At 71.6% G+C, this 25,148-nt stretch carries 29 protein-coding genes; 8 read left to right on the plus strand and 21 right to left on the minus strand.

Annotated elements, in window-relative coordinates; genetic code table 11:
- Together E9934_RS09995 and E9934_RS10000 are read left to right on the plus strand one after the other, a co-directional pair.
- Positions 1-439, plus strand: a 439-nt coding sequence (locus E9934_RS09995; RefSeq protein WP_238694877.1) for an HNH endonuclease signature motif containing protein, incomplete at its 5' end; no start/stop codon positions are given.
- Positions 440-665: 226 nt separating this feature from the next.
- Complete coding sequence (locus E9934_RS10000; protein ID WP_136562753.1) at positions 666-1,175, plus strand: hypothetical protein; 510 nt, start codon at positions 666-668, stop codon at positions 1,173-1,175.
- A 36-nt stretch (positions 1,176-1,211) separates the two neighbouring features.
- Here the strand turns inward: E9934_RS10000 and E9934_RS10005 are convergent, their stop codons facing one another.
- Genes E9934_RS10005 through E9934_RS10020 form a run of 4 tightly spaced genes read right to left on the minus strand, consistent with a single transcriptional unit; the run spans position 1,212 to position 4,433 of the window.
- Positions 1,212-1,535 carry a hypothetical protein gene (locus tag E9934_RS10005; protein ID WP_136562754.1) on the minus strand — a complete coding sequence of 108 codons (324 nt, stop codon included), beginning with the start codon at positions 1,533-1,535 and terminating at the stop codon, positions 1,212-1,214.
- Between the two features lie 22 nt (positions 1,536-1,557).
- Complete coding sequence (dmpG, locus tag E9934_RS10010) at positions 1,558-2,673, minus strand: 4-hydroxy-2-oxovalerate aldolase (protein ID WP_136562755.1); 1,116 nt, start codon at positions 2,671-2,673, stop codon at positions 1,558-1,560.
- A 1-nt stretch (position 2,674) separates the two neighbouring features.
- The gene (locus E9934_RS10015; RefSeq protein ID WP_136562756.1) at positions 2,675-3,589 is read right to left on the minus strand and encodes an acetaldehyde dehydrogenase (acetylating); all 915 of its coding nucleotides are present in this window, start codon (positions 3,587-3,589) and stop codon (positions 2,675-2,677) included.
- A gap of 25 nt (positions 3,590-3,614) precedes the next feature.
- On the minus strand, positions 3,615-4,433 hold the full coding sequence (locus E9934_RS10020; protein ID WP_136562757.1) for a 2-keto-4-pentenoate hydratase: 819 nt from the start codon (positions 4,431-4,433) through the stop codon (positions 3,615-3,617).
- A gap of 33 nt (positions 4,434-4,466) precedes the next feature.
- Here E9934_RS10020 and kstD point away from each other — a divergent pair, with 33 nt between their 5' ends.
- From kstD to E9934_RS10035, 3 genes are all read left to right on the plus strand, one after another.
- Positions 4,467-6,146, plus strand: coding sequence for a 3-oxosteroid 1-dehydrogenase (kstD, locus tag E9934_RS10025; RefSeq protein WP_136562758.1), 1,680 nt, complete (start codon positions 4,467-4,469; stop codon positions 6,144-6,146).
- On the plus strand, positions 6,146-7,024 hold the full coding sequence (locus E9934_RS10030; RefSeq protein WP_136562759.1) for a MaoC/PaaZ C-terminal domain-containing protein: 879 nt from the start codon (positions 6,146-6,148) through the stop codon (positions 7,022-7,024). The genes kstD and E9934_RS10030 overlap by 1 nt, the downstream gene beginning before the upstream one ends.
- Before the next feature lie 68 nt (positions 7,025-7,092).
- Complete coding sequence (locus E9934_RS10035; RefSeq protein ID WP_136562760.1) at positions 7,093-7,533, plus strand: OsmC family peroxiredoxin; 441 nt, start codon at positions 7,093-7,095, stop codon at positions 7,531-7,533.
- Here E9934_RS10035 and E9934_RS10040 read toward each other — a convergent pair.
- Both E9934_RS10040 and rpe read right to left on the minus strand, forming a co-directional pair.
- Entirely contained in the window at positions 7,505-7,954 is a 450-nt protein-coding gene (locus E9934_RS10040; protein WP_202977260.1) for an MOSC domain-containing protein, read from the minus strand. The two genes, E9934_RS10035 and E9934_RS10040, sit on opposite strands and share 29 nt — an antisense overlap.
- Positions 7,955-7,977: 23 nt before the next feature.
- Positions 7,978-8,643 carry a ribulose-phosphate 3-epimerase gene (gene rpe, locus E9934_RS10045; RefSeq protein ID WP_136562761.1) on the minus strand — a complete coding sequence of 222 codons (666 nt, stop codon included), beginning with the start codon at positions 8,641-8,643 and terminating at the stop codon, positions 7,978-7,980.
- A gap of 279 nt (positions 8,644-8,922) precedes the next feature.
- On the opposite strand from rpe, the gene E9934_RS10050 reads away from it, so the two are divergent.
- The gene (locus E9934_RS10050; RefSeq protein WP_136562762.1) at positions 8,923-9,141 is read left to right on the plus strand and encodes a hypothetical protein; all 219 of its coding nucleotides are present in this window, start codon (positions 8,923-8,925) and stop codon (positions 9,139-9,141) included.
- On the opposite strand, the gene E9934_RS10055 is transcribed toward E9934_RS10050, so the two are convergent.
- On the minus strand, positions 9,131-10,354 hold the full coding sequence (locus E9934_RS10055; protein WP_136562763.1) for a kynureninase: 1,224 nt from the start codon (positions 10,352-10,354) through the stop codon (positions 9,131-9,133). The genes E9934_RS10050 and E9934_RS10055 overlap by 11 nt on opposite strands.
- A 9-nt stretch (positions 10,355-10,363) precedes the next feature.
- Complete coding sequence (ligD, locus tag E9934_RS10060; protein ID WP_136562764.1) at positions 10,364-11,329, minus strand: non-homologous end-joining DNA ligase; 966 nt, start codon at positions 11,327-11,329, stop codon at positions 10,364-10,366.
- 76 nt (positions 11,330-11,405) lie between these two features.
- On the opposite strand from ligD, the gene E9934_RS10065 reads away from it, so the two are divergent.
- Complete coding sequence (locus tag E9934_RS10065) at positions 11,406-11,912, plus strand: SigE family RNA polymerase sigma factor (RefSeq protein WP_136562765.1); 507 nt, start codon at positions 11,406-11,408, stop codon at positions 11,910-11,912.
- Positions 11,909-12,703: a hypothetical protein gene (locus E9934_RS10070; RefSeq protein ID WP_136562766.1), complete on the plus strand. Its 795-nt coding sequence runs from the start codon at positions 11,909-11,911 to the stop codon at positions 12,701-12,703. Before E9934_RS10065 ends, E9934_RS10070 begins: the two co-directional genes overlap by 4 nt.
- Positions 12,704-12,707: 4 nt before the next feature.
- On the opposite strand, the gene E9934_RS10075 is transcribed toward E9934_RS10070, so the two are convergent.
- The 13 genes from E9934_RS10075 to E9934_RS10135 form a co-directional block, all read right to left on the minus strand.
- The gene (locus tag E9934_RS10075) at positions 12,708-13,727 is read right to left on the minus strand and encodes an LLM class flavin-dependent oxidoreductase (protein ID WP_136562767.1); all 1,020 of its coding nucleotides are present in this window, start codon (positions 13,725-13,727) and stop codon (positions 12,708-12,710) included.
- A gap of 27 nt (positions 13,728-13,754) precedes the next feature.
- Positions 13,755-15,047 (minus strand): RsmB/NOP family class I SAM-dependent RNA methyltransferase, encoded by a 1,293-nt coding sequence (locus E9934_RS10080; protein ID WP_136562768.1) that lies wholly within the window; start codon positions 15,045-15,047, stop codon positions 13,755-13,757.
- Positions 14,972-16,069 carry a methionyl-tRNA formyltransferase gene (gene fmt, locus E9934_RS10085; protein ID WP_338036705.1) on the minus strand — a complete coding sequence of 366 codons (1,098 nt, stop codon included), beginning with the start codon at positions 16,067-16,069 and terminating at the stop codon, positions 14,972-14,974. The genes E9934_RS10080 and fmt overlap by 76 nt, the downstream gene beginning before the upstream one ends.
- Entirely contained in the window at positions 16,066-16,611 is a 546-nt protein-coding gene (def, locus tag E9934_RS10090) for a peptide deformylase (protein WP_136562769.1), read from the minus strand. Before def ends, fmt begins: the two co-directional genes overlap by 4 nt.
- A gap of 31 nt (positions 16,612-16,642) precedes the next feature.
- Positions 16,643-18,682 carry a primosomal protein N' gene (locus E9934_RS10095; RefSeq protein ID WP_136562770.1) on the minus strand — a complete coding sequence of 680 codons (2,040 nt, stop codon included), beginning with the start codon at positions 18,680-18,682 and terminating at the stop codon, positions 16,643-16,645.
- Positions 18,683-18,766: 84 nt separating this feature from the next.
- On the minus strand, positions 18,767-19,957 hold the full coding sequence (gene metK / locus E9934_RS10100) for a methionine adenosyltransferase (RefSeq protein WP_136562771.1): 1,191 nt from the start codon (positions 19,955-19,957) through the stop codon (positions 18,767-18,769).
- A gap of 77 nt (positions 19,958-20,034) precedes the next feature.
- Positions 20,035-21,285 (minus strand): bifunctional phosphopantothenoylcysteine decarboxylase/phosphopantothenate--cysteine ligase CoaBC, encoded by a 1,251-nt coding sequence (gene coaBC / locus E9934_RS10105; RefSeq protein WP_136562772.1) that lies wholly within the window; start codon positions 21,283-21,285, stop codon positions 20,035-20,037.
- Positions 21,286-21,298: 13 nt separating this feature from the next.
- On the minus strand, positions 21,299-21,619 hold the full coding sequence (gene rpoZ, locus E9934_RS10110; protein WP_136562773.1) for a DNA-directed RNA polymerase subunit omega: 321 nt from the start codon (positions 21,617-21,619) through the stop codon (positions 21,299-21,301).
- Between the two features lie 31 nt (positions 21,620-21,650).
- Positions 21,651-22,235 (minus strand): guanylate kinase, encoded by a 585-nt coding sequence (gene gmk / locus E9934_RS10115; protein ID WP_136562774.1) that lies wholly within the window; start codon positions 22,233-22,235, stop codon positions 21,651-21,653.
- Entirely contained in the window at positions 22,228-22,548 is a 321-nt protein-coding gene (mihF, locus tag E9934_RS10120) for an integration host factor, actinobacterial type (RefSeq protein ID WP_136562775.1), read from the minus strand. The genes gmk and mihF overlap by 8 nt, the downstream gene beginning before the upstream one ends.
- A 117-nt stretch (positions 22,549-22,665) precedes the next feature.
- Positions 22,666-23,118 (minus strand): hypothetical protein, encoded by a 453-nt coding sequence (locus E9934_RS10125; protein WP_136562776.1) that lies wholly within the window; start codon positions 23,116-23,118, stop codon positions 22,666-22,668.
- 29 nt (positions 23,119-23,147) lie between these two features.
- Positions 23,148-23,996, minus strand: coding sequence for an orotidine-5'-phosphate decarboxylase (gene pyrF / locus E9934_RS10130; RefSeq protein WP_136562777.1), 849 nt, complete (start codon positions 23,994-23,996; stop codon positions 23,148-23,150).
- Positions 23,993-25,147 carry an alpha-hydroxy-acid oxidizing protein gene (locus tag E9934_RS10135; protein ID WP_136562778.1) on the minus strand — a complete coding sequence of 385 codons (1,155 nt, stop codon included), beginning with the start codon at positions 25,145-25,147 and terminating at the stop codon, positions 23,993-23,995. Before E9934_RS10135 ends, pyrF begins: the two co-directional genes overlap by 4 nt.
- Between the last annotated feature and the right edge of the window lies 1 nt (position 25,148).

Consider the following 25,148-nt stretch of genomic DNA (forward strand, 5'->3'; position numbering starts at 1 on the left):
CCAGATCACCGCGTTGGCGGGCAACGTTGGCGCGAGCAAGCCGCGGGTGAAGATCTACCTCCACCTCGCCCCCGGCGCCCCCATCGCCCGGCTCGAGGGCCACGGGCCCGTCACCCGCGACTACGTCCGCCACCTCGTGCGCGACATTGCCGGACACGTCCGCGTCCAACCCGTGATCGATCTCAACCAGACCATCGCTGTCGATGCCTACGAGATCCCCCACCGACTCCGTCAAGCCGTCCGGCTCATCCACCCCGCCGACGTGTTCCCCTACGCGACCAACCTCAGCCGGACCATGGACCTGGACCCCCAGATCCCCCACGGCGAAGGCGGAGAGACGTCCACGGACAACCTGGGCCCCGTCACGAGAAGCCACCACCGCATCAAGACCCACGACAACACCAGTCAAGGGTGGCAAGTACGACAATCCAACCCCTGAGATCACCGTCTGGCGAGATCCCTACGGGGCCCACTACCTGGTCGACCCGACCGGCACACGACGCATCACCACCCACACCGACGGTGAAGCCAGCCGATCACGCCTCGAGCTCTACACCACCCAACTCCTCCTCGACCTGGCCGGCTGACGCCGACCCACGCCTCGAATCCTCGAAGGCGTGCGGAGACGTCTTCCCGGCCCCGACCGAGGGGCGTACGTTCACTTCATGCGCACCCGGTTCTCTCCTGCCCTCGCCGGCGGGATCCTGACGATCGCCCTCGCCTCCGGCGGAATCGGATACGCGGCAGGCAAAGTCACCTCGGCGCAGATCAAGGACGGCACGATCCAGGGCCGCGACATCCGGAACGGCACCATCACGGGCACCGACGTGATGGACCGTTCACTGCCGCGCACCAAGGTCAAGCGCGCGTGCGCGGCGGGCGAGCTGCCGGTGTTCGGGGGCTGCGTGCGGTTGCAGGCCAGCGGTCCCACGTCGTACCAGGCGGCCATCGACGACTGCAACCGACGCAACGGCCGGCTGCCGACCACTGCCGAGATCAAGTGGATCGCCGCGCACGACGAGTACGGCTGGGCGGACGGCAACCTCAGCAACTACGAGTTCACCGGCGACTACACCGCGACGAGCCCCTTCACGCCGATCGCCTTCGACCGGGCCGGCAACTCATTCAACAACGCATCTGCGCACCTCTTCTGGCACCACTGCGTCACCTACTGAACCGACTGCGGCGTCCCCGCAGTTCCGTCGGCGCCGTCAGCGCCGTCCCGCGCGCGCCTTCGTGACGACGCCCTTGCCGGCGGAGAGGCCACGGCGGACGAGGCGGTCCGGCCTGCGGTTGGCGAGGTCGAGGAGGGAGTCGGCGATCCCCCAGGTGAGCTTGCCCTCGGACAGCTCCACCAGGGTCTCGAGCGGGAGCCCGACGGTCATGTCCTCCAGCTCCTGCCGCTCCTTCTCGGTGGCGACCGGGGGCAGCTGGCGCACGATCATCGCCTTGAACGCACGACCGGGCAGCGTCGTGGCGAGCTCGAGCACGGTCGACTGACGGGTGAAGGGGCGCTGGGGCCGGTTCTGGGTCATGGGGATTCCTGTCCGGTGGTCGTCAGACGGTGGCGGGCGCGTCCTGCGCCGCCTTGAGCTGCAGCGCGATGTCGATGAGCTGGTCCTCCTGGCCGCCGATCAGCTTGCGCTTGCCGGCCTCGAGGAGGATCTGCGCGCCCGGGACGCCGTAGCGCTCGGCTGCGTTGCCGGCGTGCTTGAGGAACGACGAGTAGACGCCGGCGTAGCCCATCATCAGCGTCATCCTGTCGAGCTGGCACTCCTCCGGCATGGCCGGCTTGATGACGTCCTCGGACGCGTCGACGATCTTGAGGAAGTCGACACCGGTCGTCCAGCCGAGCTTGTCGCAGACGCCGATGAAGGCCTCCAACGGCGTGTTGCCGGCGCCGGCGCCGAAGCGGCGCACCGAGCCGTCGATCTGGGTGGCGCCGGCGCGGGCGGCGGCGACCGTGTTGGCGACGCCGAGGCCGAGGTTCTCGTGACCGTGGAAGCCGACGTCGGCCTGGCCGCCGATCTCCGCGACGACGGCAGCCACGCGGTCGGAGGTCTGCTCCATGATGAGCGCACCGGCCGAGTCGACGACGTAGACGCACTGGCAGCCGGCGTCGACCATGATCCGGGCCTGCTTCGCCAGCACCTCCGGAGTCTGGGTGTGGCTCATCATCAGGAAGCCGACGGTCTCCAGGCCCAGCTCCCGGGCGAGGCCGAAGTGCTGGATCGAGACGTCGGCCTCGGTGCAGTGGGTCGCGACGCGGCAGATCTGGCCACCGTTGTCCTGCGCGGCACGGATGTCGTCCTTGGTGCCGAGGCCGGGCAGCATCAGGAACGCGATCTTGGCGCGCTTCGCCGTCTCGGCGGCGATCTTGATGAGCTCCTGCTCGGGCGTGCGGGAGAAGCCGTAGTTGAACGACGAGCCGCCGAGGCCGTCGCCGTGGGTGACCTCGATGACCGGGATCCCGGACTCGTCGAGGGCGCGCACGATGTCCTCGACCTCCTGGCCGGTGAACTGGTGGCGCTTGTGATGCGAGCCGTCGCGCAGGCAGGTGTCGGTCAGGCGCAGGTCGAGGTGGCCGAACGGCTCGTCGCCGTGGGTGCCCGACCAGGTGCGCGACAGCGCGTTGATCTCGGGGTTCACGAACGTGGTGGTCGTGGTGCTCATGTCAGTTGCTCCCACTCTCGATCAGGTGACGCGCGATGTTCTCGCCCACCTGCGCTGCGGCGGCGGTCATGATGTCCAGGTTGCCGGCGTACGGCGGCAGGAAGTCGCCTGCGCCCTCGACCTCCACGAAGATCGAGACCCGCCGCATCCCCCGCGTGAAGTCCGACGGGCCGTCGAACTGGGGCTCCTGCAGCAGCCGGTAGCCGGGGACGTACTGCTGGACGGCCGTCGCCATCTGGTGGACGGACTCGGCGATGGCGTCGGTGTCGGCGTCCGGGTCGACGGCGCAGAAGATGGTGTCGCGCATGATCATCGGCGGCTCGGCGGGGTTGAGGATGATGATCGCCTTGCCCTTCTCGGCGCCGCCGATGGTCTCGACGCCCGCGGAGGTCGTGCGGGTGAACTCGTCGATGTGGGCGCGCGTCCCCGGCCCGGCCGAGGCCGACGAGACGGACGCGACGATCTCGGCGTAGGACACCGGAGTGACCCGCGAGACGGCGTTGACCATCGGGATGGTGGCCTGGCCACCACAGGTGATCATGTTGACGTTGAGCGCGCCGACGTGCTCGAGGCCGTTGACCGGCGGGATGACCGCGGGGCCCACGGCAGCGGGCGTCAGGTCGATGGCCCGGATCCCGGCCTCGGCGTAGCGCGGTGCGTACTCGCGGTGCACGTAGGCGGACGTCGCCTCGAACAGCAGGTCGGGCAGCTCGTCCTGCTTGAGCAGCCAGTCGACACCCTCGTGACTGACCTCGAGGCCCTTGTCGGAGGCGATCCGCAGACCCTCGCTGGAGGCGTCGACGCCGATCATCCACCGCGGCTCCACCACGTCGGAGCGCAGCAGCTTGAAGAGCAGGTCGGTGCCGATGTTGCCCGGCCCGACGATGGCCGCGGTGAGTTTCTTGCTCGTGCTCATGGTCTCCCTCGACCTACTCGGTGAACTACTCGGTGAAGCTGACGGTCAGGGGCGCGAAGCCGCTGATGGACGCCGTGACCCGGTCCCCCGGGGCGAACGGCACGAACGGGCCCAGGGCCCCGGACAGGATCAGGTGGCCGGCCCGGAGCGGGTCGCCGAAGCGGGCCGCCTGGACGGCGAGCCAGCGCAGCGCCTCGAGCGGGTCGCCGAGGCAGGCGGCGCCGTTGCCGGCGGACCGCTCCTCGTCGTTGATCGTCAGCGACATGACGACGTCGCGGGGCTCGATCGCTCCGTCTCCCGTCAGCGGGCGTCCGTCGCGACCGACGACGAAGAGCCCGCTGGAGGCATTGTCGGCAACGGTGTCGGTGAACTCGATGTCCCAGTCCCCGATCCGGGAGTCGACGATCTCCAGCGCGGGCAGCGCGACCTCCACGGCGTCGCGGACCAGCTCGAGAGTGATCTCGCTCTCCGGGACGTCGATGTCGCGGGCCAGGACGAAGGCGACCTCGGCCTCCACGCGCGGCTGCACGAGCGTGCGCATGGAGATGGGCGCGGCTCCCTCGACAGCACCGTCACTGACGTCCATGTCGGACAGCAGGTAGCCGAAGTCCGGCTGGTCCACGCCCAGCTGCTTCTGGACGGCCTCCGAGGTGGCACCGATCTTGCGTCCGACCACGCCCGCCCCGCCGGCGATCCGCGCCTGCACGAGGCCCTGCTGCACGGCGTACGCCGCGGGGAGGTCGTCGGTGCCGATGAGGTCGCGCACGGCGGCGCACGGGACGCGGGTCACCTGGGCCGTCGCGAGCCGCTCGACTGCTGCCGCGATGGCGTCTGGAGAGGTCACACGGACATACTAGAACCTGTTACAGTTTTTCGCATGAAGGAGTCCTACGACGTCGTCGTGGTCGGCGCCGGTGGCGCCGGCATGGCCGCCGCCCTCGCCGCCTCCCGCAACGGTCTCGACACCGTGCTGATCGAGAAGAGCCCCTACTTCGGAGGCTCCACCGCCCGCTCCGGCGGCGGTGTGTGGATCCCCGGGAACTACGCCATCCAGGCGGCCGGGCAGGAGGATCCCGGTGACCGGGACGCCGCGAAGACCTACCTCGACGCGATCGTCGGCGACGTGGTTCCGAAGGTTCGTCGCGACACGTTCATCGACCGCGGTCCCGAGGTCATGGACTTCATTCGCGAGAACACTCCGCTGGAGTTCACCTGGGTCCCCGAGTACGCCGACTACCTCCCCGAGCAGCCCGGCGGGCGTCCGCGCGGACGTAGCGTCGAGCCGGTCCCGTTGGACGCGCGCTTCCTCGGCGACGAGCTCGAGCGCCTGCACCCGCCCTACACCAAGGCGCCGGCGAACCTGATCGTCATGCAGCGCGACTACCGCAAGATCAGCCTGGGCCTGCGCACCATCAAGGGCCCGCTGACGATGATCCGCGTCATGCTCAAGCGCGTGCTGTCGCTGCTGCTCGGGCGCAAGATGTACGCGATGGGCAACGCGATCGCGATCGGCCTGCGCCAGGGCCTGCGCCAGGCCGACGTCCCCGTCGAGTACGACACCGCACTGCAGGACCTGCTGGTCGAGGACGGCCGCGTCGTCGGGGTCGTGGTTTCGACAAGCTCAACCAGCGGAGAGACGCAACTACGCGAGATCCGCGCAACGCGGGGCGTGATCCTCGGTTCCGGCGGCTTCGAGCACAGCCAGCAGCTGCGCGAGAAGTTCCTCCCCCAGCCCACCTCGACCGAGTGGTCGACCGGCGCGGCCTCGAACACCGGCGGTGGCCTGCTCGCCGGCACGGCCGCCGGTGCGGCCACCGACCTGCTCGACGACGCCTGGTGGGGCCCGACGATCCCGCTCCCGGGCCGCGCGTGGTTCTGCCTCGCCGAGCGCAACCTGCCCGGGTCGATCATGGTCAACGCCGCCGGCCAGCGCTACATGAACGAGGCGCTCCCCTACGTCGAGGCGACCCACGAGATGTACAAGGGCGAGGCGACCGGCGTGAGCCACGTGCCGTCGTACCTCGTCTTCGACCAGACCTATCGCAACCGCTACCTCTTCGCCGGACTCGCCGGCCGCCAGCCCTTCCCGGGCCGTTGGTACAAGGACGGCGTGGTCACCCGCGCGGACTCGCTCGCCGGCCTCGCCGAGAAGCTCGGCCTGCCGGAGGGCGCGCTGGACACGACCGTCGAGCGCTTCAACGGGTTCGCCCGCTCCGGCGTCGACGAGGACTTCCACCGCGGCGAGTCGGCCTACGACAAGTACTACTCCGACCCGACCGTGAAGCCGAACTGCTCGCTCGCGCCGATCGAGAAGGGCCCGTTCTACGCCGTCAAGATCGTCGCGGGCGACCTCGGCACCAAGGGTGGCCTGGTCACCGACGAGCGCGCCCGCGTGCTGCGCGAGGACGGCTCGGTGATCCCGGGCCTGTACGCCGCCGGCAACGTCTCCTCGGCAGTCATGGGCAACACCTACCCCGGCCCCGGCGGCACCATCGGTCCCGCCCTCGTCTTCGGCTACCTCGCCGCCGAGGACATCGCGAAGCAGGAGAACGCCTGATGCCCATCGACCCGTCCGTCGCCATCGGCTCGGAGACCGCGAGCCTGACGTTCTCGTGGACCGAGTCCGACGTCCTGCTCTACCACCTCGGCATCGGCGCGGGGTCTCGCGCCGGCGACAACCTGTCGGCCGCGGCGTTGCGCTACACGCTCGACGACGCCCAGCTCCAGGTCCTGCCGTCCTTCGGCGTCGTGGTGCCGACCTTCCACATGACCGACCCGCCGCCGCTCGACCTGCCCGGATGCGACATCAACCTCGCGCAGGTCGTCCACGGCGCCCAGTCGATCTCGGTGTCGAAGCCGATCCCGACGTCCGGCAAGGGCCACCTCCGCACGACGCTCACCGACATCTGGGACAAGGGCAAGGCGGCCGTGATCTGGCAGGAGGGTGTCGTCACCGACGACGCCGGCGACGAGCTGTGGCGCGTGCGCTCCTCGATCTTCGTCAAGGGCGAGGGAGGCTTCGGCGGCGACCGCGGCTCGGCCGAGGCCGTCGTGGTGCCCGAGCGGGCGCCCGACCACGCGTCGTCGTACGCCGTGACGCCGCAGCAGGCACTGCTCTATCGCCTGTGCGGCGACCGCAACCCGCTGCACGCCGACCCTGCGTTCGCCCAGGGTGCCGGCTTCCCGGCGCCGATCCTGCACGGACTGTGCTCCTACGGCATCGTGCTGCGGGAGCTGACCGACGGGCTGCTCGACGGCGACGCTGCCCGAGTGGGTGGCTTCACCGGCCGCTTCGCGGGCGTGGTGTTCCCCGGCGAGACGATCCGGGTCACGGGCTGGCAGGACGAGGGTCGCATCATCGCCAGCGCCGCCATCGATGGTGGCCCGCGCGACGGATCCCCCGTCCTGGCCGACTGCGTGCTCTCGCTGGCCTAGGAGACTCTCCTGGACCCCGCCGCTACGTTGGGTGGGTCCCACCGTCCCCTTCCTCGGAGGATCCACCCATGCCCACTCGCACCGGACGTACCGCCTGGAACGGCGGCCTGCAGGACGGCACCGGCCAGGTCGAGCTGACCTCGTCGGGTGCCGGCACCTTCGACGTGTCGTTCCCCAAGCGTGCGGCGGACGACGCCGATGGCACCACCAGCCCCGAGGAACTCATCGGGGCTGCCCACTCCGCGTGCTACGCGATGTCGTTGTCCAACGAGATCGCCAAGGCGGGCGGCACGCCGATCGCTCTCGACGTCTCCGCCGAGGTCACCCTCGGTCCGGACCCGGCGGGCGGGTTCCAGCTCACGGCGATCGCCCTGACGGTCCGCGCGGAGGTCGAGGGCCTCGACGAGGACGGCTTCAAGGCAGCAGCCGGCGCCGCGAAGATCGGGTGCCCCGTCAGCAAGGCGCTGACCGGCGTGCCGATCACCCTGGATGCTGCGCTGGAGAGCTGACCTCCCGGACGGTGTCGCCCACGCGCACCGTCCCGCCCTCGAGTACGCGAAACACGGTGCCGGCGCGGCGTCGCAGTGCCTCCTGCGCGCCCGCGCCGATCGTGTCGTCCAGCAGCTTGCAGGGAGCGGCCACCCGCACCACCTCGAGGAGCACGCTCTCACCGATCAGCAGGCGGTCGCCGGGCGTGCGCGTCACGACCCCGTGGCTGATCGTCAGGTTGCGGCGGGTGAGCTCGCTCGACACCGGAGCGCCGTACGACGCCTGCGCCTCGTCGAGCGAGCTGCGGCTCTGCAGCGTGACGTGCCGGTGGCGGGTGCCGTGATAACGGTCGCCCACGATCCCCTTGCCGGTCTCGACCTCGACCCTGCCCTTGGCCTGCATCGGCAGCCGGGAGCCCTTGGCGACGTGGATCGACTCCACGACAGCGCACTCAGGCGGCGAGCTCACGAGCGTGCGGCCGAGGCCTTCTCGCGCAGCGCGGCGACCATCTTGTCCGGGTCGTCCGCGGAGTAGACCGCCGAGCCGGCGACGAAGACGTCGGCGCCGGCCTCGGCGCAGCGCTCGATGGTCTCCAGCGAGACACCGCCGTCGACCTGCAGCCAGGTCTCGACGCCGTGCTTGTCCATCAGGGCGCGCGCCCTGCGGATCTTCGGCAGGCACAGGTCGAGGAACTTCTGGCCGCCGAAGCCGGGCTCGACGGTCATGATCAGCACCATGTCGAGCTCGGCGAGGATGTCCTCGTAGGGCTCGATCGGCGTGGCCGGCTTCAGCGCCATCGACGCCCGGGCACCGGCCTTGCGGATCTCGCGAGCCAGGCGGACCGGCGCCTTCGCGGCCTCGACGTGGAAGGTGACCGACCCGCAACCGGCGTCGACGTAGTCGAGCGCGTTGCGGTCGGCGTCCTCGATCATCAGGTGCGCGTCGAGAGGGACGTCGCTGGCCTTCGCCAGCGCCTCGACCATCGTCGGCCCGAACGTCAGGTTGGGGACGAAGTGGTTGTCCATGACGTCGACGTGGATCCAGTCGGCGCCGGGAATCCGGCGTACCTCCTCACCCAGTCGGGCGAAGTCGCTGTTGAGGATCGACGGCGTGATCTGGATTTCTCCCACGGACGCGCAGTTTACGGAGGAGCATGGGACGACGGGAATCCCGGACCGCTCGGATCGACGCCGACCCGGCCGATGGGTCTCCCGTCACCATTTGAGGTTGCGCCAGTAGGTGGCGACGTCGCGAGCGTCGTGAGACGCGTGCGATGCCAAGACGGCGGAGTGAGGCGTTCTGGTTGACCGTCGATCGACGCCAACGCAGGCAGCGTGCGCGTATCGCGGCGCGCAGCAGGCGCCACCTACTGGCGGAACCTCATAGTCGCTTCAACGAGGAGGCGCACCATGCCGATGATGAACAGCGAGGCCCGCAAGCGGGGCCAGAGCGACCTGACCACGCCCACGGGGATCCCCGATCCGCGGCTGATGGCCCATCGACTGGCCGACCAGTGGGATGCCGAGGCCGACCACGAGGACGCCTGCGGCAACGGCTTCGCTGCCGTGATCCTGCACGCTCACGCGCGGGAGCTGCGGGCAGCGCTCTCCCTTCCGCTCACGGCCTGACCTGCTCCAGAGCCGCCAGCTCGGTCGCGATCGCCGCCACGCCCGCAGCGACCTCGGCGAACGAGGTGGTCAGCGGCGAGAGACCGAGCCGCAGCCCGTCGGGGTTGCGGAAGTCCGGCAGCACGTCGCGACGCCACAGCGCCGTGGTGACGCCGCGCATCGCGGGGTGGTCGATCGTCACGTGGCCGCCGCGCCCGCCCGGCTCGCGTGGTGAGGCGAGCGCCACCTGCGGCAGGTCGCGGTCCACCAGGTCGATGACGTACGACGTCAGGGCGACCGACTTCTGCCGGACGGCGTCGATCCCGACCTCCGCCAGCAGGTCCACCATGTCCTCGAGCGCCAGCATCCCGACGACGGGCGGCGTCCCGCTGATCAGTCGGCGGATGCCCGCCGCCGGCGAATAGCCCTGTCCCATCGCGAACGGGTCGGCGGAGCCCATCCAGCCCCACACCGGCTGGTGGAAGGCCTCGGCCTCGAGGTGCCGCCGAGCGACGTAGCCGAAACCCGGGGCGCCCGGGCCGCCGTTGAGGTACTTGTAGGTGCAGCCCACGGCGAGGTCGACCTGCCAGGCGTCGAGCTCGACCGGCACCGCGCCGCTGGAGTGGCACAGGTCGAGAAGGACCCAGGCGCCAGCGTCGTGCGCGACCCGCGTGATGCCGGCGGCGTCGGCGAGCCAGCCCGAGCGATAGGCGACGTGGCTGACCAGGACCAGCGCCGTCTGCTCCCCCACCACCCCGGCCAGGGCCTCGGGCGTGAGGCCACCGGCCGGCTCGACGTCGAGCCACCGGACGGTCAGGCCGCACTCCCGCGCCACGCCCTCGACCACGTAGCGATCGGTCGGGAAGTTGTCGCGGTCGATCACGATCTCGGTCCGGCCCGGGTGGGCGGTGACCGCGGCGCGCACCAGCTTGTAGAGCAGCACGGTGGTGGAGTCACCGATCGCGGTCTGCCCCGCTGCCGCACCGAGCACGGCCGCGGCCAGCCGGTCGCCGAGCATCAGCGGCAGCTCGAACCATCGCTCGTCCCAGCCCCGGATCAGCCGGCCGCCCCACTCGTCGGTGACGAAGCGACCCATCCGCTCCACCGTCGCGCGCAGCGGACGACCCAGCGAGTTGCCGTCGAGGTAGACGAGGTCGGAGTCCGCGCCGACGAATCGGTCGCGGTGGTCTGCGAGGGGGTCGGCGGCGTCCAGCGCCGCGGGGTCGAGGGTCACCGGGCGAACCTACTCCGGCCTCTCGGCGTTCTCCCCCTGCTCGGCGTTCTCATCCCGCTCGCCCCGCCCCGCCCACTCCAGGAGCGGCGCGATGTCGAAGACGTGGTCGTCGATGTCGTGGTGCAGGTCGCCGATCTCGGCGAACCGGGCCGGGACGGTGCGGATGGTGAAGTCACGCGGGTCGGCGTCGTCGATCTCGTCCCACCGCAGCGGCGTGGAGACGCGGGCGTCGGGCAGTCCCCGCACGGAGTAGGCGGCCGCGATGGTGTGGTCGCGGGCATTCTGGTTGTAGTCGATGAAGACCGCCGCCGGGTCGCGGTCCTTGGTCCACCACGTCGTCGTGGCCAGGGAGGGCGCCCGCCGCTCGACCTCGCGCGCGAAGGCGAGCGCGGCCCGTCGTACGCCCTTGTGGTCGTGGTCCGGGTTGATCCGGACATAGATGTGCAGTCCCTTGCTGCCGCTGGTCTTCGGATAGCCCACCGCGCCGAGCTCATCGAGCACCTCGTGGGCGACATGGGCGACCCGCCGGATGTCGTCGTACGACGCCTCCGGACCGGGATCGAGGTCGATCCGCCACTCGTCGGGCTGCTCCGTGGCGCCGCGCCGGCTGTTCCACGGGTGGAACTCGACCGTCGACATCTGCACCGCCCAGATCACCGACGCGAGCTCGGTGACGCAGAGCTCGTCGGCGGTGCGCTTCCAGCGCGGGAAGAACAGCTCGACGGTCTCCACCCAGTCCGGCGCTCCGGCCGGCAGCCGTTTCTGGTGGACCTTGTCGCCCGTCAGTCCCTTCGGGAAGCGGTGCAGCATGCAGGGCCTCTCCCGCAGCGCGTTGACGATCCCTTCGCCGACCGCGAGGTAGTACTCGACCAGGTCCAGCTTGGTCGCGCCGATCTCCGGGAAGTAGAACCGGTCCGGGTTGCTGACCCGCACGACACGGCTCTCGACCTCGATCTCCACCGCCGGGGATGCCATGCGCGCGACACTAGAGGATCCCGACGACGACACCGGGGAAAGTCGTCTGTCACGCAATCGGATGTCGAGGCGTCAGATGGGTGTGAAGGCAGACCAGCGGACCGAGGAGTTCACCTCCTTCGTCCTCGAGACGGGCACGCAGCTCCACCGCGCCGCGATGCTCCTGACCGGTGACCACCATCAGGCCGAGGACCTCACCCAGGCGACCTATGCCAAGGTCTTCGTCCACTGGAAGCGGATCAGCCGCACGGACAGCCCGCTCGCCTACGCCCGCACGACCCTGCTCAACACCTTCCTGTCCCAGCGTCGGCTGCGCCGCAACAGCGAGCGCCCCACCGACGTCCTGCCCGAGCAGGCCCACCACGGACCTGATCCGGGCATCCGCGTCGACCTCGTGTCGGCGCTCGGGACGCTGCCACCGCTCGACCGCGCCGTCGTGGTCCTCCGCTACTGGGAGGACCGCAGCGTGGCCGAGACCGCCCACGACCTCGACCTCACCGAGTCCGTTGTCCGCACCCGCGCCCATCGCGCTCTGCAGCGACTTCGGCCACTCGTCACCCTGCCCGAGAGGACCTCCCCATGAACGACCACGACCAGCTGCTCGGCCCTGCGCTGCGCGACCGGATGCGCAGCGAGAACCCTGACCTCGAACGCCTTGCCGCCTCCTCGCTGAGCGCGGGAAGGCGCCTGCGCCGGCGGCGTACGGCGCTGGTGGTCGCCGGCACCGCCGCAGCCGTCGCCGGGATCGGCGTCGGTGGCGCGCTGCTGTCCGGCGGCTCCGACGGTACGGCGGTCGAGGACCCCGGCCTCGTCGCGGGCGCGCCCGAGCCGGAGGGACTGGCCGTCGGGCAGGTGCTCGACCTCGGCAACGGGTTGACGGGGACCGTCGTCGCCGAGACGAAGGCTGTCCACATCCTCGGCGCGAGCACCCGCCGCGGTGCCGGCACCGACCTCGCCGTCCTCCTGAGCGGGCCCGTCGCTGCCATCGAGACCTACTGGTCCGGTGGCTTCGGCGACCTCTTCGAGACCTGGCCGGGACTGACCGTCGCCGTCGAGCTCCTCGACGCTCGGGCGCTGAGCATGCTCGGACTCACCGAGGAGATCCCCGTCACCGCCCCCACCGGGTGGACCTGCGAGTGGTTCCTGATGGACGACAAGGCCAGCTGCACGGCCGAGGACGGCGGCGTGGCGGGCCTCGTCATCCGCGACGCTGCCGACCACGCCGCCTGGACGAGCGACCCCGACAAGGGCGCCAACGCCGACGTCTTCGTCACCGACGTCCACGACGGGATCTTCATCTCCGTCCAGGGCGGCCAGGGCACGACCTCGGCCGAGATCCAGGAGCTGGGTGCATCGCTGGAGTGGATCGACTGACGACTCAGCGCCAGCCGAGGGCCGGCGCGACGTGCGTCAGGACCGACTCGAGGACGTGGGCGTTGTAGTCCACCCCGAGCTGGTTCGGCACGGTGAGCAGCAGGGTGTCGGCGGCGGCGATCGCCTCGTCGGCCCGCAGCTGCTCGATCAGCGCGTCGGGCTCGGCGGCATAGCTGCGGCCGAAGATGGCGCGCATGTCGTCGATCTGGCCGATCTGGTCGGACTCCTCCCGGCCGGTGCCGAAGAGGGCGTGGTCCTCGGCGGTGACGAGTGGGAAGATCGACCGACTGACCGAGACCCTCGGCTCGTGGGTGTGGCCCGCCTCGGCCCAGGCTTCCCGGAAGATCCGGATCTGCTCGGCCTGCTGGACGTGGAAAGGCTGACCGCCCTCGTCCTCCTTGAGCGTCGAGCTCATCAGGTGCATGCCCAGGCCGGCGGCCCAGCGGGCCGTGCCGTTGGAGGCGGCTCCCCACCAGAGCCGCTCACGCAAGCCCTCGGAGTGCGGCTCCAGCCGCAGCAGGCCCGGCGGGTTGGCGAACATCGGTCGCGGGTTCGGCTGGGCGAAGCCCTCGCCCTTGAGCACCTCGAGGAGGACCTCGGTGTGCTGGCGCGCCATGTCGGCCTCGGTCGCGCCCTCCGACGGGGCGTAGCCGAAGTAGCGCCAGCCGTCGATGACCTGCTCCGGTGACCCGCGGGAGATGCCGAGCTGGAGCCGACCGCCGCTGATCAGGTCGGCCGCGCCCGCGTCCTCCGCGAAATAGAGCGGGTTCTCGTAGCGCATGTCGATGACGCCGGTGCCGATCTCGATCCGGCTGGTGCGGGCGCCGATGGCAGCGAGCAGCGGGAACGGACTCGCGAGCTGACGGGCGAAGTGGTGCACCCGGAAGTAGGCGCCGTCCGCGCCGAGCTCCTCGGCCGCGACCGCCAGGTCGATCGACTGCAGCAACGCGTCGGACGCCGTGCGCACCTGCGAGTGCGGGCTGGGCGTCCAGTGCCCGAAGTTCAGGAACCCGATCTTCTTCATAATGGTTGAACGGTCAACCTTCTGGGTTCATTCCTTCCGGAGCAGTGCCATGAACATCGCGTCCGTGCCGTGCCGGTGCGGCCACAGCTGGAGCGTGCCCGGCAACGGGCCCGTCGCGTCGCCGACGTCAGGGAGCACCGGAGCCAGGTCGTCGACGACCACTCCGAGGCGCTCCACGGCGCCGGTGACGACGGCCGCCGTCTCCTCGAGCAGCGGTGAGCACGTCGCATAGAGCAGCGCTCCCCCGGGCCGCAGGATCCGGACCGCATCGGTCAGCAGCGCCGCCTGCAGTGCGACCAGGTCAGCGAGGTCTGCGCGTGTGCGGCGCCACCGCGCCTCCGGGCGCCGCCGCAGCGCGCCGAGTCCTGTGCAGGGTGCGTCGAGCAGGGTCCTGTCGACCGAGCCGTCGGGCAGTGGCGCGTGCGTGCCGTCGGCCTGGACGACAAGGACGCCGGGCGCGGGGCCGACCGCTCGTCGTACGAGCGCGGCACGGTGGTGGTGCCGCTCGACCGCCAGCAGTCGCGCACCACGCTCGTCGGCGAGCGCCGAGAGCAGCGATGCCTTGCCGCCCGGGCCCGCGCACAGGTCGACCCAGACCTCGTCGCGTCCCTCGACCGGTGCCTCGACCGCGGCGAGCGCGACCAGCTGTGAGCCCTCGTCCTGCACTCCGGCGCGGCCCTCGGCGACCGCGGCGACATCGGCCGGGTCGCCGCCCGCCAGCGTCACGCCGTACGGCGACAGCGTGGTCGGCTCCCCCGGCAGCTCGTCGCGCGTGGCCCGTCCGGGACGCGCCACGAGCGTCACGCGAGGCGGCACGTTGTCGGCGTCGAGCAATGCCGGCAGCTCGGCTGACGCGCCGCCGAGCGCCCGCTCGAGCGCGGCCACGACCCAGACGGGGTGGCTGTGGGCGACCGCCAACTGGGCGTGACCGGTGCCGGGCGCGACCACGTCGACCCACTCGTCGAGCGAGCGGGCCGCCACCTTGCGGAGCACGGCGTTGCTGAAGCCGGCCGCGCCCTGGTTGACCTTCGCCCGCACCAGGGTGACCGTCGTGTCGATCGCGGCATGCGTCGGCACCCGCATGCCGAGCAGCTGGTGGGTGCCGAGCCGCAAGGCGTCCAGCACCTTGGCCTCGACCTTGCGCAGCGGCCGGTCGACGCACGCGGCGAGGATCGCGTCATAGGTGCCCTGGCGCCGGATCGTGCCGGACGCCAGCTCGGTGACGAAGGCAGCGTCGCGTCCGCTCAGGCCGTGACGGGCGATCGCCGCGGGCAGCAGCAGGTTGGTGTAGCCGTCGTCGACGCGGACCGCCTTGAGCACCTCGAAGGCGGCGAGCCTGGCGGGGTCGGCGCCCCGCGGAGGTCGAGGAGGCCGGCCACGGCCGTCTCGAGACCCCGGTCGGCGCACTCGAACCGCGCCGTCTCGGGCAGGCGCACGCCGCGCGCCCAGTCGGCGGCGCCCATCTGCTTCTTGCCGAACGCCTTCACCTCGCCGAGGCGCACGGGAGTGGAGGCGGTGCCGACGAGGACGTGGTTCTTGCCGACCCGGATCGCACCCGGTGCGAGCGGCTCGTCGCCGCTCTCCTCGATCGCCACGGCACCGAGCTTGACCCGCTCACCGTCGAGGGTCGTCCACGCACCCGGACCGGGCGTGCAGGCCCGGATCCGCCGGTCGACGCCGACTGCCGGCTCGGTCCAGTCGACGCGGGCGTCCTCGACGGAGATCTTGGGGGCGAGGGTGATGCCGTCCGTCGGCTGCGGCCGGGCCTCGATCGAACCGTCGGCGATGCCGTCGAGGGTCGCGACCAGGAGACTGGAGCCGCCCTCGGCGAGCCGGCCGAGGAGGTCGCCGGCCGTGTCGGTCGGTCGGATCCGCTCGGTCATGACCCCGTAGGTCGGCCCCGAGTCGAGGCCCTCCTCGATCAGGAAGGTCGTCGCGCCGGTGAACTCGTCGCCAGCCCAGATCGAGTGCTGCACGGGGGCGGCGCCCCGCCACTCGGGCAGCAGCGAGAAGTGCAGGTTGACCCAGCCGTGCCGCGGGATGTCGAGGGCGCTGCGCGGGATGAGCGCGCCATAGGCGACCACCGGGCAGCAGTCGGGCTCGAGCGCCCGCAGGGCGGCCTGGAACTCCGACTCTCGCGGGTGCACGGGCTTGAGCACCGGCACCCCGAGCTCCTCGGCGCGCTGGGCGACCGGGCTCGGCGTCAGCTTGCGACCCCGGCCGGAGGGCGCGTCGGGCCGGGTGACGACACCGACGAGCTCGTGCGGGGAGGCGGCGATCGCGTCGAGTGCCGGGACGGCGACCTCGGGCGTGCCGGCGAAGACGACCCTCATCGGCGTCATCGGCCGAAGCCTCCCGTCGCGTGCGGCGACACCCTCACCGTCGGGCTCTCCAGCCCGAACCACTCCGACTCCCGGATCTCGCGCATCGCCGCCTTGCGGCCCGCGTCGTCCAGCCGGTCGATGAAGAGGACGCCGTCGAGATGATCGGTCTCGTGCTGGATCGCCCGGGCGAGCAGCTCCGAGCCCTCGATGGTCACCGGGTCGCCGTGCATGTTGAAGCCGGAGGCGACGACCGACAGGGCGCGCAGGCAGTCGTAGGTCAGCTCGGGCAGCGAGAGGCACCCCTCGGGCCCGTCCTGGGTCTCGCTGGAGAGCTCGAGCGACGGGTTGACGAGGTGGCCGACCTCACCGTCGACGTTCCAGGTGAAGACGCGCAACCCGACACCGATCTGGGGCGCGGCGAGGCCGGCTCCGGGGGCGTCGAGCATGGTGTCGGTGAGGTCCGCGACCAGCTGGCGCAGGTCGTTGTCGAAATGCTCGACCTCGATCGCCGGACGGCGCAGGACGGGGTCGCCGAAGAGGCGGATCGGTCGGATGGCCACGTCCGGGATCCTACTGAGCAGATCCGCAGGATCAGATTTCCCATGGGTCGAGGCGGATCCGCACCGGGTCGAGCTTGCGCGCCGAGCGGACCCGCTGGACCTCGCGGAGGGCATGGGCGAGCGCGGCGCCCTGGGCACGCGGCACCCGGACGATGACCCGCTCCTCGTCGTCGGAGAGCCGGACGGGTCCCAGCAGGTCGGCCGCGTCGGGGAGCGCCAGCAGCGTCGTGACGTCGTCCACGGCCCCCGGCTCCCCCGTGATCGTGGCGAGCCGGGCCGCCGGAGGCAGCCGCGCCTCACGCCGCTCATCGGCCTCACGAGCGGCGAACCCGGCCGGGTCCCAGCGCACCATCGCCTGCAGCGCGGGATGGGTCGGGTCGCCGACCACCATCGCCCGCCCACCGGGTCGGACCAGACCGACGGCGTTGGCCCAGCGCCGCAGCGCCTCCTCGGCCGAGCGGAGGCTGTCCCGGCCCAGTGCCCACCACGTGTCGAGGAGTACGACGACCGCGTAGCCCTCGTCCGCGACCGGCTCGGCTCCGGGGGTGGCGACCACGATCCGCGGCTGCGCGCCGACGGTGTCGCGCACCCGGTCGCCCGACGAGGTCAGCACCGGGAAGCGCGGGAAGGCACGGCCCAGCTCGTCGGCGGTGCGCAGGTCGCCGAGCACCGGCGCGCGCAGTCCCCCGGCGCCACACGCGGGGCACGACCAGTCGACGGCGTCCGTGGCGCACCAGCGGCAGTGGGGCGGCGACGTCGGACCGGTGAGCTCCAGCGGGCCGGCGCAGGCGGCGCACCGGGCAGGGGTCCGGCAGCGTTCGCAGGCCAGTCGCACGGCATAGCCGGCCCGGGGGGTCTGGACGAGCACAGGTCCCCGCTCGAGACCCCACCGGATGGCGTCGTGGACCTCCGTCGGGATGCGGGCAGCGTGCGGGTCGCGGGCCCGGGCGCGGTCGGTGGCGCCGGGGATCCCGACGAGCACGCGCTCGCGCAGCGTCTCCCGCGGCAGCGCGAGCTCGCGGGCCCAGCCCGAGCGGAGCAACTGATCGGCCTCGACGGAGCGAGCGAAGGACGCGACGAGCGCAGCCGCCCCTTCCTGCTCGGAGCGCAGCAGGAGCACGTCGCGCAGGTGGGGGTAGGGCGCGCGCGGCTCCGCGTGCAGGTCGTCCCCGTCGTCCCAGATCACCACCAGGCCGAGGTCGCGCACCGGTGCCCACCCCGCCGAACGGGTGCCGACCACGACCCGACGGGAGCCGCGGCTGACGGCCAGGAAGTCGCGGTAGCGGGCGGCGGGCCCGGCCTCGGCCTGCAGCACGACGTGCTGGCCCTCGCCCAGGACGGTCGTCAGGGCGGCGTCCACGCGCGCGACGTCGCGGCGGTCGGGCAGGCAGACGATGCTGCCCCGTCCGGCGGCGAGGGTGGCGGCGACCAGCTCGGCGATCAGGCGGGGCCAGTCCTCGCCCGGGCCCACGCCCCAGACGGCCCGGGGTGCGCCGCCCTCCCGGAGGTGGTCCAGGTAGGCAGCGGCCGCCGGGTAGTCGGCCCAGGCGGCGTCGGCGGACTCCCCGAGATCGGCCGGCGGCGGGACCGCCGGCAGCGGCTCGGCCTTCTCCGCGGTGGCGTGTCGCGCCGGCACGGCCAGGCGACGGACGTCGGCACTCGATCCGGCGTACCGCTCCGCGACGGCGCGGCTCAGCGCGGCGATCTGGGGCGTGAGCACCGGCTCGGGGCTGACGAGCCGGCGCAGCGGCATCAGCCGGCCGTCGTGCTCGCTGGCCGCCGCGCGGGCGAGGACGAAGCCGTCGACGTCCTGGCCACCGAAGCGGACCTTGACCCGGGCGCCCGGGACGGCCCCCTCGGCCATGCCCACGGGAACGGCGTAGTCGAACTCCCGGTCGAGGTGGACCAGCGGCAGTTCGAGGACGACCCGCGCGACCGGGTCGATGTCGGTGATCGCCGCCTCCGCGGCCTTGCGCCGGCGCGTGGCGGCCGCCTTGGCCCGGCCCTCGGCGACCTTGTCGCGCACCAGGCCCGGCAGCTCGAGGGCTGGCTCGTCGGGTCCGGGCGTCATGGGCGCAGTTCTACCAGCGACGCACGCTGGAAATGCACGACGCCCGCCGTCCCTGGGGACGACGGGCGTCGATCGCTTGAACCGTCAGGCGCCGGCGGCAGCCTTGAGCGCGTCGGCGCGGTCGGTGCTCTCCCACGGCAGGTTCGGGCGCCCGAAGTGACCGTAGGCAGCGGTCTGGGCATAGATCGGCTGCTTGAGCTCGAGGTCACGCACGATCGCGGCGGGACGCAGGTCGAAGACCTCGAGGACGGCCTCGCGGATCGTGTCGACCGGGACGGTCTCGGTGCCGAACGTGTCGACGTAGAAGCCGACCGGCTTCGCGACGCCGATCGCGTAGGCGACCTGGACCTCGGCCTTCCTCGCGAGGCCCGCGGCGACGATGTTCTTCGCCACCCAGCGCATGGCGTAGGCCGCCGAGCGGTCGACCTTCGACGGGTCCTTGCCGGAGAACGCGCCGCCACCGTGGCGGGCGTAGCCGCCGTAGGTGTCGACGATGATCTTGCGGCCGGTGAGACCGGCGTCGCCCATCGGGCCGCCGATCACGAAGTTGCCGGTCGGGTTGATGTGCAGCTCGTAGTCCGAGGAGTCGATGTCGTACTGCGCGAGCACCTCGTCGATCACGTGCTTCTTGATCTCCGGCGACAGCTTGTTGTCGAGGTCGATGCCCTCCTCGTGCTGGGAGGAGACGACGATGGCCGCGATCCGGACCGGGTTGCCGGCGTCGTCGTACTCGACGGTGACCTGGGTCTTGCCGTCGGCGCGGAGGTACTCGAGCGGGCCGTTCTTGCGGACCTCGGTGAGGCGCTCGGCGAGGCGGTGCGCGATGGTGATCGGCAGCGGCATCAGCTCGGGCGTCTCGTCGCAGGCGAACCCGAACATCAGGCCCTGGTCGCCGGCGCCCTGCTTGTCGATGTCGTCGCCGGAGCCCGCGACGCGGGTCTCCTCGGACGTGTCGACACCCTGGGCGATGTCGGGCGACTGCTTGTCGAGCGTGATCATCACCGCGCAGGTGGTGCCGTCGAAGCCCTTGTCGGAGTGGTCGTAGCCGATCTCGCGGATGCGGTCGCGCACGACCTGCTGGAAGTCGATCTGGGCGTTGGTGGTGATCTCACCGCCCACGACCACGAGGCCGGTGTTGACGAACGTCTCACAGGCCACCCGGCTGTGCGGGTCCTGCTCGAAGATCGCGTCGAGGATGCTGTCGCTGATCTGGTCGGCGATCTTGTCGGGGTGACCCTCGGTCACCGACTCCGACGTGAACAGACGTCCGGTCATGGCAGTGGAAACTCCTGGTTAAGGGGGGCAGGTGTCGTTCCAACGATACGGACCCGCGGGAGTCATGGCCCCGCGTCTCACCGTTGGGGGATGCGAGCGGCGACCGCATCCCAGATGCGGTGCGCCAGCGCCGACTTCGTCCCGTGCGGTACGTCGACCGCGGACCCGTCGGCGCCGAGGATGACGGCCTCGTTGTCGGTGCTCCCGAAGACCGCTCCCCCGCTGACGTCGTTGACGACCAGCAGGTCACAGCCCTTCCGGGCGAGCTTGGCGCGGGCCAGGTCGAGGACCGAGCCGGTCGCGTCGCCGGTCTCGGCGGCGAAGCCCACGATCACCGCGTCGGGGCGGGCCCGGTCGTGGGCGATCTCCTTGAGGATGTCGGGGTTCTGCTGCAGCGTGATCGACGGGGCCGAGCCGTCGTCGGCCTTCTTGATCTTCGTGTCCGAGGTCGACTCGGGGCGGAAGTCGGCGGGAGCCGCCGCCATCACGACGGCGTCGGCCGTCGCGGCGGCGGAGAGCACGGCGTCGCGCAGCTCGGCGGTCGACTCGACGTGGACGACCTTGACGCCGGCGGGGTCCGCCAGCGACACGTTGGCCGCGACGAGGGTGACCTCGGCGCCTCGCGCGAGCGCCGCCCGGGCGAGGGCATAGCCCTGACGACCCGACGACCGGTTGCCCAGGAAGCGGACGGGGTCGAGCCGTTCGCGGGTGCCGCCCGCCGAGACGACGACGCGCCGCCCCGACAGGTCGCCCAGGTCGGATTCCCCCGACCTCGCGAGCACGTCGCGGGCGATCTCGAAGATCTCCTCGGGATCGGGCAGCCGGCCCTTGCCGGTGTCGGCGCCGGTCAGGCGGCCCTCGGCGGGCTCGATCACGAGCATGCCCCGCGACCGCAGGGTGGCCACGTTGGCGACGGTGGCCGGGTGCTCCCACATCTCGGTGTGCATCGCCGGAGCGACGATCACCGGGCAGCGCGCCGTGAGGAGCGTGTTGGTCAGCAGGTCGTCCGCGAGGCCGTGAGCGGCCTTGGCCATCAGGTCGGCCGTGGCCGGAGCGACGACGACCAGGTCGGCCGTCTGCCCGAGCCGGACGTGCGGCACCTCGTGGACGCCGTCCCACACCTCGGCGGAGACCGGCTTGCCGGACAGCGCCGACCACGTCGGCGCCCCGACGAACTGCAGGGCGGCAGCCGTCGGCACGACCGTGACGTCGTGCCCCGACTCGGTGAGCCGGCGCAGCAGCTCGCACGCCTTGTAGGCGGCGATGCCGCCCGAGACGCCGAGCACGACGCGGGGCCGTGCTGTCGAGGCGCTCGACCCCGTGGACATGGTCGGCGTCAGATCACTCGGCGGCGTCGGCGGCGGGCGCAGCCGGCGCCGCAGCCTGGGCGGCGAGCTCGGCCGGGTCGATGTCCTCGCAGGTCAGCAGGTCGTCGTTGATCTCGCGGAGCGCGATCGACAGCGGCTTCTCCTGGACGTGGGTGTCCACGAGCGGGCCGACGTACTCGAGCAGGCCTTCGCCGAGCTGCGAGTAGTAGGCGTTGATCTGACGGGCGCGCTTGGCGCTGTAGAGGACCAGCTTGTACTTGCTGTCGGTCTTGGACAGCAGGTCGTCGATCGGGGGGTTGGTGACACCCTCGGCGGCGATGTTCGGGGCAGACACGGAGGTCCTCACAGTCGGTGGAACCCGACCATCAAGGCCGGGTGGATGAATCAACCATCAAGGCTACCAACTCCTCGACGGCAGCGTGAACTTCCCGGTTGACGATCGTGACGTCGAACTCGTCCTCGGCCGCCAGCTCCTCGCGGGCGGTGCGCAGGCGTCGCTCGCGCTCCTCCTCGGTCTCGGTGCCCCGACCGACGAGCCGCCGCACCAGCTCGTCCCACGACGGCGGCTTGAGGAAGACGAACACGGCCTCGGGCATGGTCTCGCGGACCTGGCGGGCGCCCTGCAGGTCGATCTCCAGCAGTGCCGGTCGTCCGTCGGCCAGTGCGTCGTCGACCGGGCCACGCGGTGTGCCGTAGCGGTTGACGCCGTGGACGACGGCCCACTCGAGCATCTGGCCCTCGTCGACGAGCCGGTCGAACTCCTCGACCGACACGAAGTGGTAGTGGAGGCCGTCGACCTCGCCCGGTCGAGGCGCACGGGTCGTCGCCGAGACCGAGAGGTAGATCTCGGGATGCAGCTCGCGGATGCCGGCGGCCACCGTGCCCTTGCCCACCGCAGTGGGACCTGCCAGGACGAAGAGCTTGCTGCGCGCGGGGGCGAACTCAGTCACGGGCTGGGAACTCGCGCTGCAGCGCGGCCACCTGCTTGGCGCCCAGGCCGCGCACCCGACGCGACTCGGCGATGCCGAGGCGCTCCATCGTCTGGTGGGCCTTGACCTTGCCCATGCCGGGCAGCGACTGCAGCAGGTCGAGGACCTTCATCTTGCCGATGACCTCGTTGACCTGGCCTGCGTCGAGCACCTCGGTGATCGAGGCGCCCGAGTTCTTCAGCCGGTTCTTCACCTCGGCTCGCTCGCGGCGGGCGGCTGCGGCCTTCTCGAGGGCAGCCTGACGCTGTTCGGGAGTCAGGGGAGGCAGGGCCACGGGTGCGGGATCCTTCTGTCGTCGACGGCGCCGGCGGGTGGGAGCGGGTGCCGCCGGTCAATCTAGCCACTGGTGATCGGCGGCGGCAACGTGGGTCGCGGCCGGCTCACACCCGGGTCAGAGGCTGAGGCGGGTCTGGCACACGTCGCGCACCTGCTGGTCGACGCCGGCGAAGGCCGCGAAGGTCTCCGGGGCGAGGAGTCGGTCCGCCGTACGCTCGATCGTGACCCGCTGCTCCTCACTCAGGTCCTTCGACGGCGACGCCGGGTCGTACGACGCCGGATCGACTCCCGCGTCGTCGAGAGCGTCCTCGAGTGCCGCGATGCGATCGATCACGACCTGCCACTCGTCGTGGATGTCGGAGGGCGCCTCCGCTGCCACCGCCCGCAGGTCGGGCAGGGCGCGGAGGAAGCCGGTGGTCTCCGCCCCGTCGCCGAGGGCCAGTCCGATGGCCTGCTGGTGGTCCTCGACCGCGTCGCAGTAGGCGGCGTAGGGGTCGTCACCGCCACGGGCGAGCAGCCCGCCCGCCACGATGGCGGCCAGGACGAGGGCTGCGACGACAGTGAGCACGGTGGGCGCCGACCACCGGATCGACCTGATCAGGACCCGGGTCCCGTCAGCGCGCGCAGCTCATCGTTGGTGCGGAGCACGGCATCGCGCATCGCGACCGGGTCCGGACCCAGCCGCAGCACGCCGCGTGAGGAGCTGGGGAGCACTCGCGACGCCGCGGTGCCGAAGATCCGGCGGACGTCCTGGACGGTGCCGCCCTGCTCGCCGAACCCTGGCGCGAGGACGGGGCCGTTGAACGCGAAGTCGAGTCCGCGGTCGTCCTCGAGGGTCGCACCGACCACGGCCCCGAAGGAGCCGAGCGGCACGGCCTCACCGTTGAGGGCCCGCAGGTGCTCCAGCACGGTGGCCGCGACGCCACGGCCGCCGAACTCGTCGGTGGTGACGGCCTGTTGGAACTCCGGCCCCTCCTTGTTGGAGGTGGCCGCGAGCACGAACAGACCTGCGTCGAAGCGGGTCGCGGTCTCGACGAACGGGAGCAGGGAGCCGAAGCCGAGGTAGGGACTGACGGTGACGGCGTCGGAGGCCAGCGGCGAGGCGGGGTCGAGGTAGGCGTCGGCGTAGGCCTGGGACGTGGAGCCGATGTCGCCGCGCTTGATGTCGAGCAGCACGAGCGCGCCGGCCGCCCGGGACTCGGAGATGACCCGCTCCAGCACGGCCACGCCGCGGCTACCGAAGCGCTCATAGAAGGCCGACTGTGGTTTGACCACGCTGCAGTGCGGCGCCACGGCCTCGACGACGCCGAGCGCGAAGGACTCGAGGCCCGCGACGTCGTCGGAGAGCCCCCAGGCCTCCAGGAGGGAGGCGTGGGGGTCGATGCCGACGCAGAAGGGGCCGCGCTCGGCCGTCGCGGCGGCCAGGCGGATGCCGAACGTGCTCAACGAAGCCTCCTGAGGGCGTCCGGGGTCAGGTCGGCCAGGGTCGGGTAGCCGTCGACCGCCATCGTCAGGTCGGCCTCGGCCTGGAGGGACCGGATCTGGTGGACGGCGCCGGGCACCCCGCCGAGGGCGAGTGCGTAGACGTAGGGGCGGCCGATGGCGACCGCCGTCGCACCCATCGCGAGGGCCTTGACGACATCGGCGCCCGTGCGGACACCGGAGTCGAACACGATCGGCGCACGGTCACCGACGGCCTCCACGACGCCGGGCAGCCAGTCGAGGGCCGCTCCCCCGCCGTTGGCCTGGCGACCGCCGTGGTTGGAGCAGTAGATGCCGTCCACGCCCTCGTCGAGCGCGCGACGGGCGTCGTCGGGGTGACACACGCCCTTCACGAGGATCGGCATCGTGGTCAGCGACCGGAGCCAGGGCAGGTCGTCCCAGGTGATCGGGTTGCCGAAGGTGCCGACCCAGGTCATCACCACCGTGCCGGGATCCGGGTCCGGTCCGGTCATCTCCTGGAAGATCGGGTCGGAGGTGTAGTTGGCCAGGCACTTGCCGCGCAGCTGCGGGAAGTTGCCCGAGGCGAGGTCGCGAGGACGCCAGCCGGGGACCCACGTGTCGAGGGTGATCACGATGGCCTCGTAGCCCGCGGCCTCGGCCCGGCTGACGAGACTGGCTGCCAGCTCCCGGTTCTTCGGCGTGTAGAGCTGGAACCACTTGGCAGCATCCGGGGCGGCCGCTGCGACGTCCTCGAGCGGGTCGCTCATCAGCGTCGAGCCGATGAACGGCACGCCCGTCGCCGCGGCGGCCTCCATGCCGTGGACGTCACCGTGCTGGTCGGGGGTGCAGATGCCCAGCACGCCGACGGGCGCCAGCAGCAGCGGGCTCTGCAGCCTCCGGCCGAACAGCTCGACCGACAGGTCCCGCTCGGCCTGGGCGCGGAACATCCGCGGCACCAGGCCGTGGTCCGCGAACGCCGCGGCATTGCCACGCTGGGTCGCCTCGTCGCCCGCTCCCCCGGCGACATAGGTCCGCAGCTCCGGTGGCAGGGCCGCGAGCGCGCTGCGCTCGAGCTCGGCGTAGTCGAACGGGTGGGCGGGCAGGACGCCGCCGAGGGCGCCCAGGTAGAGCTCGATCTGGTAGTCGCCATACATG

This window comes from Nocardioides caeni (assembly GCF_004912195.1).
Classification (GTDB): domain Bacteria; phylum Actinomycetota; class Actinomycetes; order Propionibacteriales; family Nocardioidaceae; genus Nocardioides; species Nocardioides caeni.

What these genes read in the sequence shown, in the direction of transcription:
- E9934_RS10000 (WP_136562753.1), top strand. Translation starts at nt 666, where the DNA reads ATGCGCACCCGGTTCTCTCCTGCCCTCGCCGGCGGGATCCTGACGATC.
- E9934_RS10005 (WP_136562754.1), bottom strand. Translation starts at nt 1,535, where the DNA reads ATGACCCAGAACCGGCCCCAGCGCCCCTTCACCCGTCAGTCGACCGTG.
- dmpG (WP_136562755.1), bottom strand. Translation starts at nt 2,673, where the DNA reads ATGAGCACCACGACCACCACGTTCGTGAACCCCGAGATCAACGCGCTG.
- E9934_RS10015 (WP_136562756.1), bottom strand. Translation starts at nt 3,589, where the DNA reads ATGAGCACGAGCAAGAAACTCACCGCGGCCATCGTCGGGCCGGGCAAC.
- kstD (WP_136562758.1), top strand. Translation starts at nt 4,467, where the DNA reads ATGAAGGAGTCCTACGACGTCGTCGTGGTCGGCGCCGGTGGCGCCGGC.
- E9934_RS10030 (WP_136562759.1), top strand. Translation starts at nt 6,146, where the DNA reads ATGCCCATCGACCCGTCCGTCGCCATCGGCTCGGAGACCGCGAGCCTG.
- E9934_RS10035 (WP_136562760.1), top strand. Translation starts at nt 7,093, where the DNA reads ATGCCCACTCGCACCGGACGTACCGCCTGGAACGGCGGCCTGCAGGAC.
- E9934_RS10050 (WP_136562762.1), top strand. Translation starts at nt 8,923, where the DNA reads ATGCCGATGATGAACAGCGAGGCCCGCAAGCGGGGCCAGAGCGACCTG.
- ligD (WP_136562764.1), bottom strand. Translation starts at nt 11,329, where the DNA reads ATGGCATCCCCGGCGGTGGAGATCGAGGTCGAGAGCCGTGTCGTGCGG.
- E9934_RS10065 (WP_136562765.1), top strand. Translation starts at nt 11,406, where the DNA reads ATGGGTGTGAAGGCAGACCAGCGGACCGAGGAGTTCACCTCCTTCGTC.
- E9934_RS10070 (WP_136562766.1), top strand. Translation starts at nt 11,909, where the DNA reads ATGAACGACCACGACCAGCTGCTCGGCCCTGCGCTGCGCGACCGGATG.
- E9934_RS10075 (WP_136562767.1), bottom strand. Translation starts at nt 13,727, where the DNA reads ATGAAGAAGATCGGGTTCCTGAACTTCGGGCACTGGACGCCCAGCCCG.
- fmt (WP_338036705.1), bottom strand. Translation starts at nt 16,069, where the DNA reads ATGACGCCGATGAGGGTCGTCTTCGCCGGCACGCCCGAGGTCGCCGTC.
- E9934_RS10095 (WP_136562770.1), bottom strand. Translation starts at nt 18,682, where the DNA reads ATGACGCCCGGACCCGACGAGCCAGCCCTCGAGCTGCCGGGCCTGGTG.
- metK (WP_136562771.1), bottom strand. Translation starts at nt 19,957, where the DNA reads ATGACCGGACGTCTGTTCACGTCGGAGTCGGTGACCGAGGGTCACCCC.
- coaBC (WP_136562772.1), bottom strand. Translation starts at nt 21,285, where the DNA reads ATGTCCACGGGGTCGAGCGCCTCGACAGCACGGCCCCGCGTCGTGCTC.
- E9934_RS10135 (WP_136562778.1), bottom strand. Translation starts at nt 25,147, where the DNA reads ATGTATGGCGACTACCAGATCGAGCTCTACCTGGGCGCCCTCGGCGGC.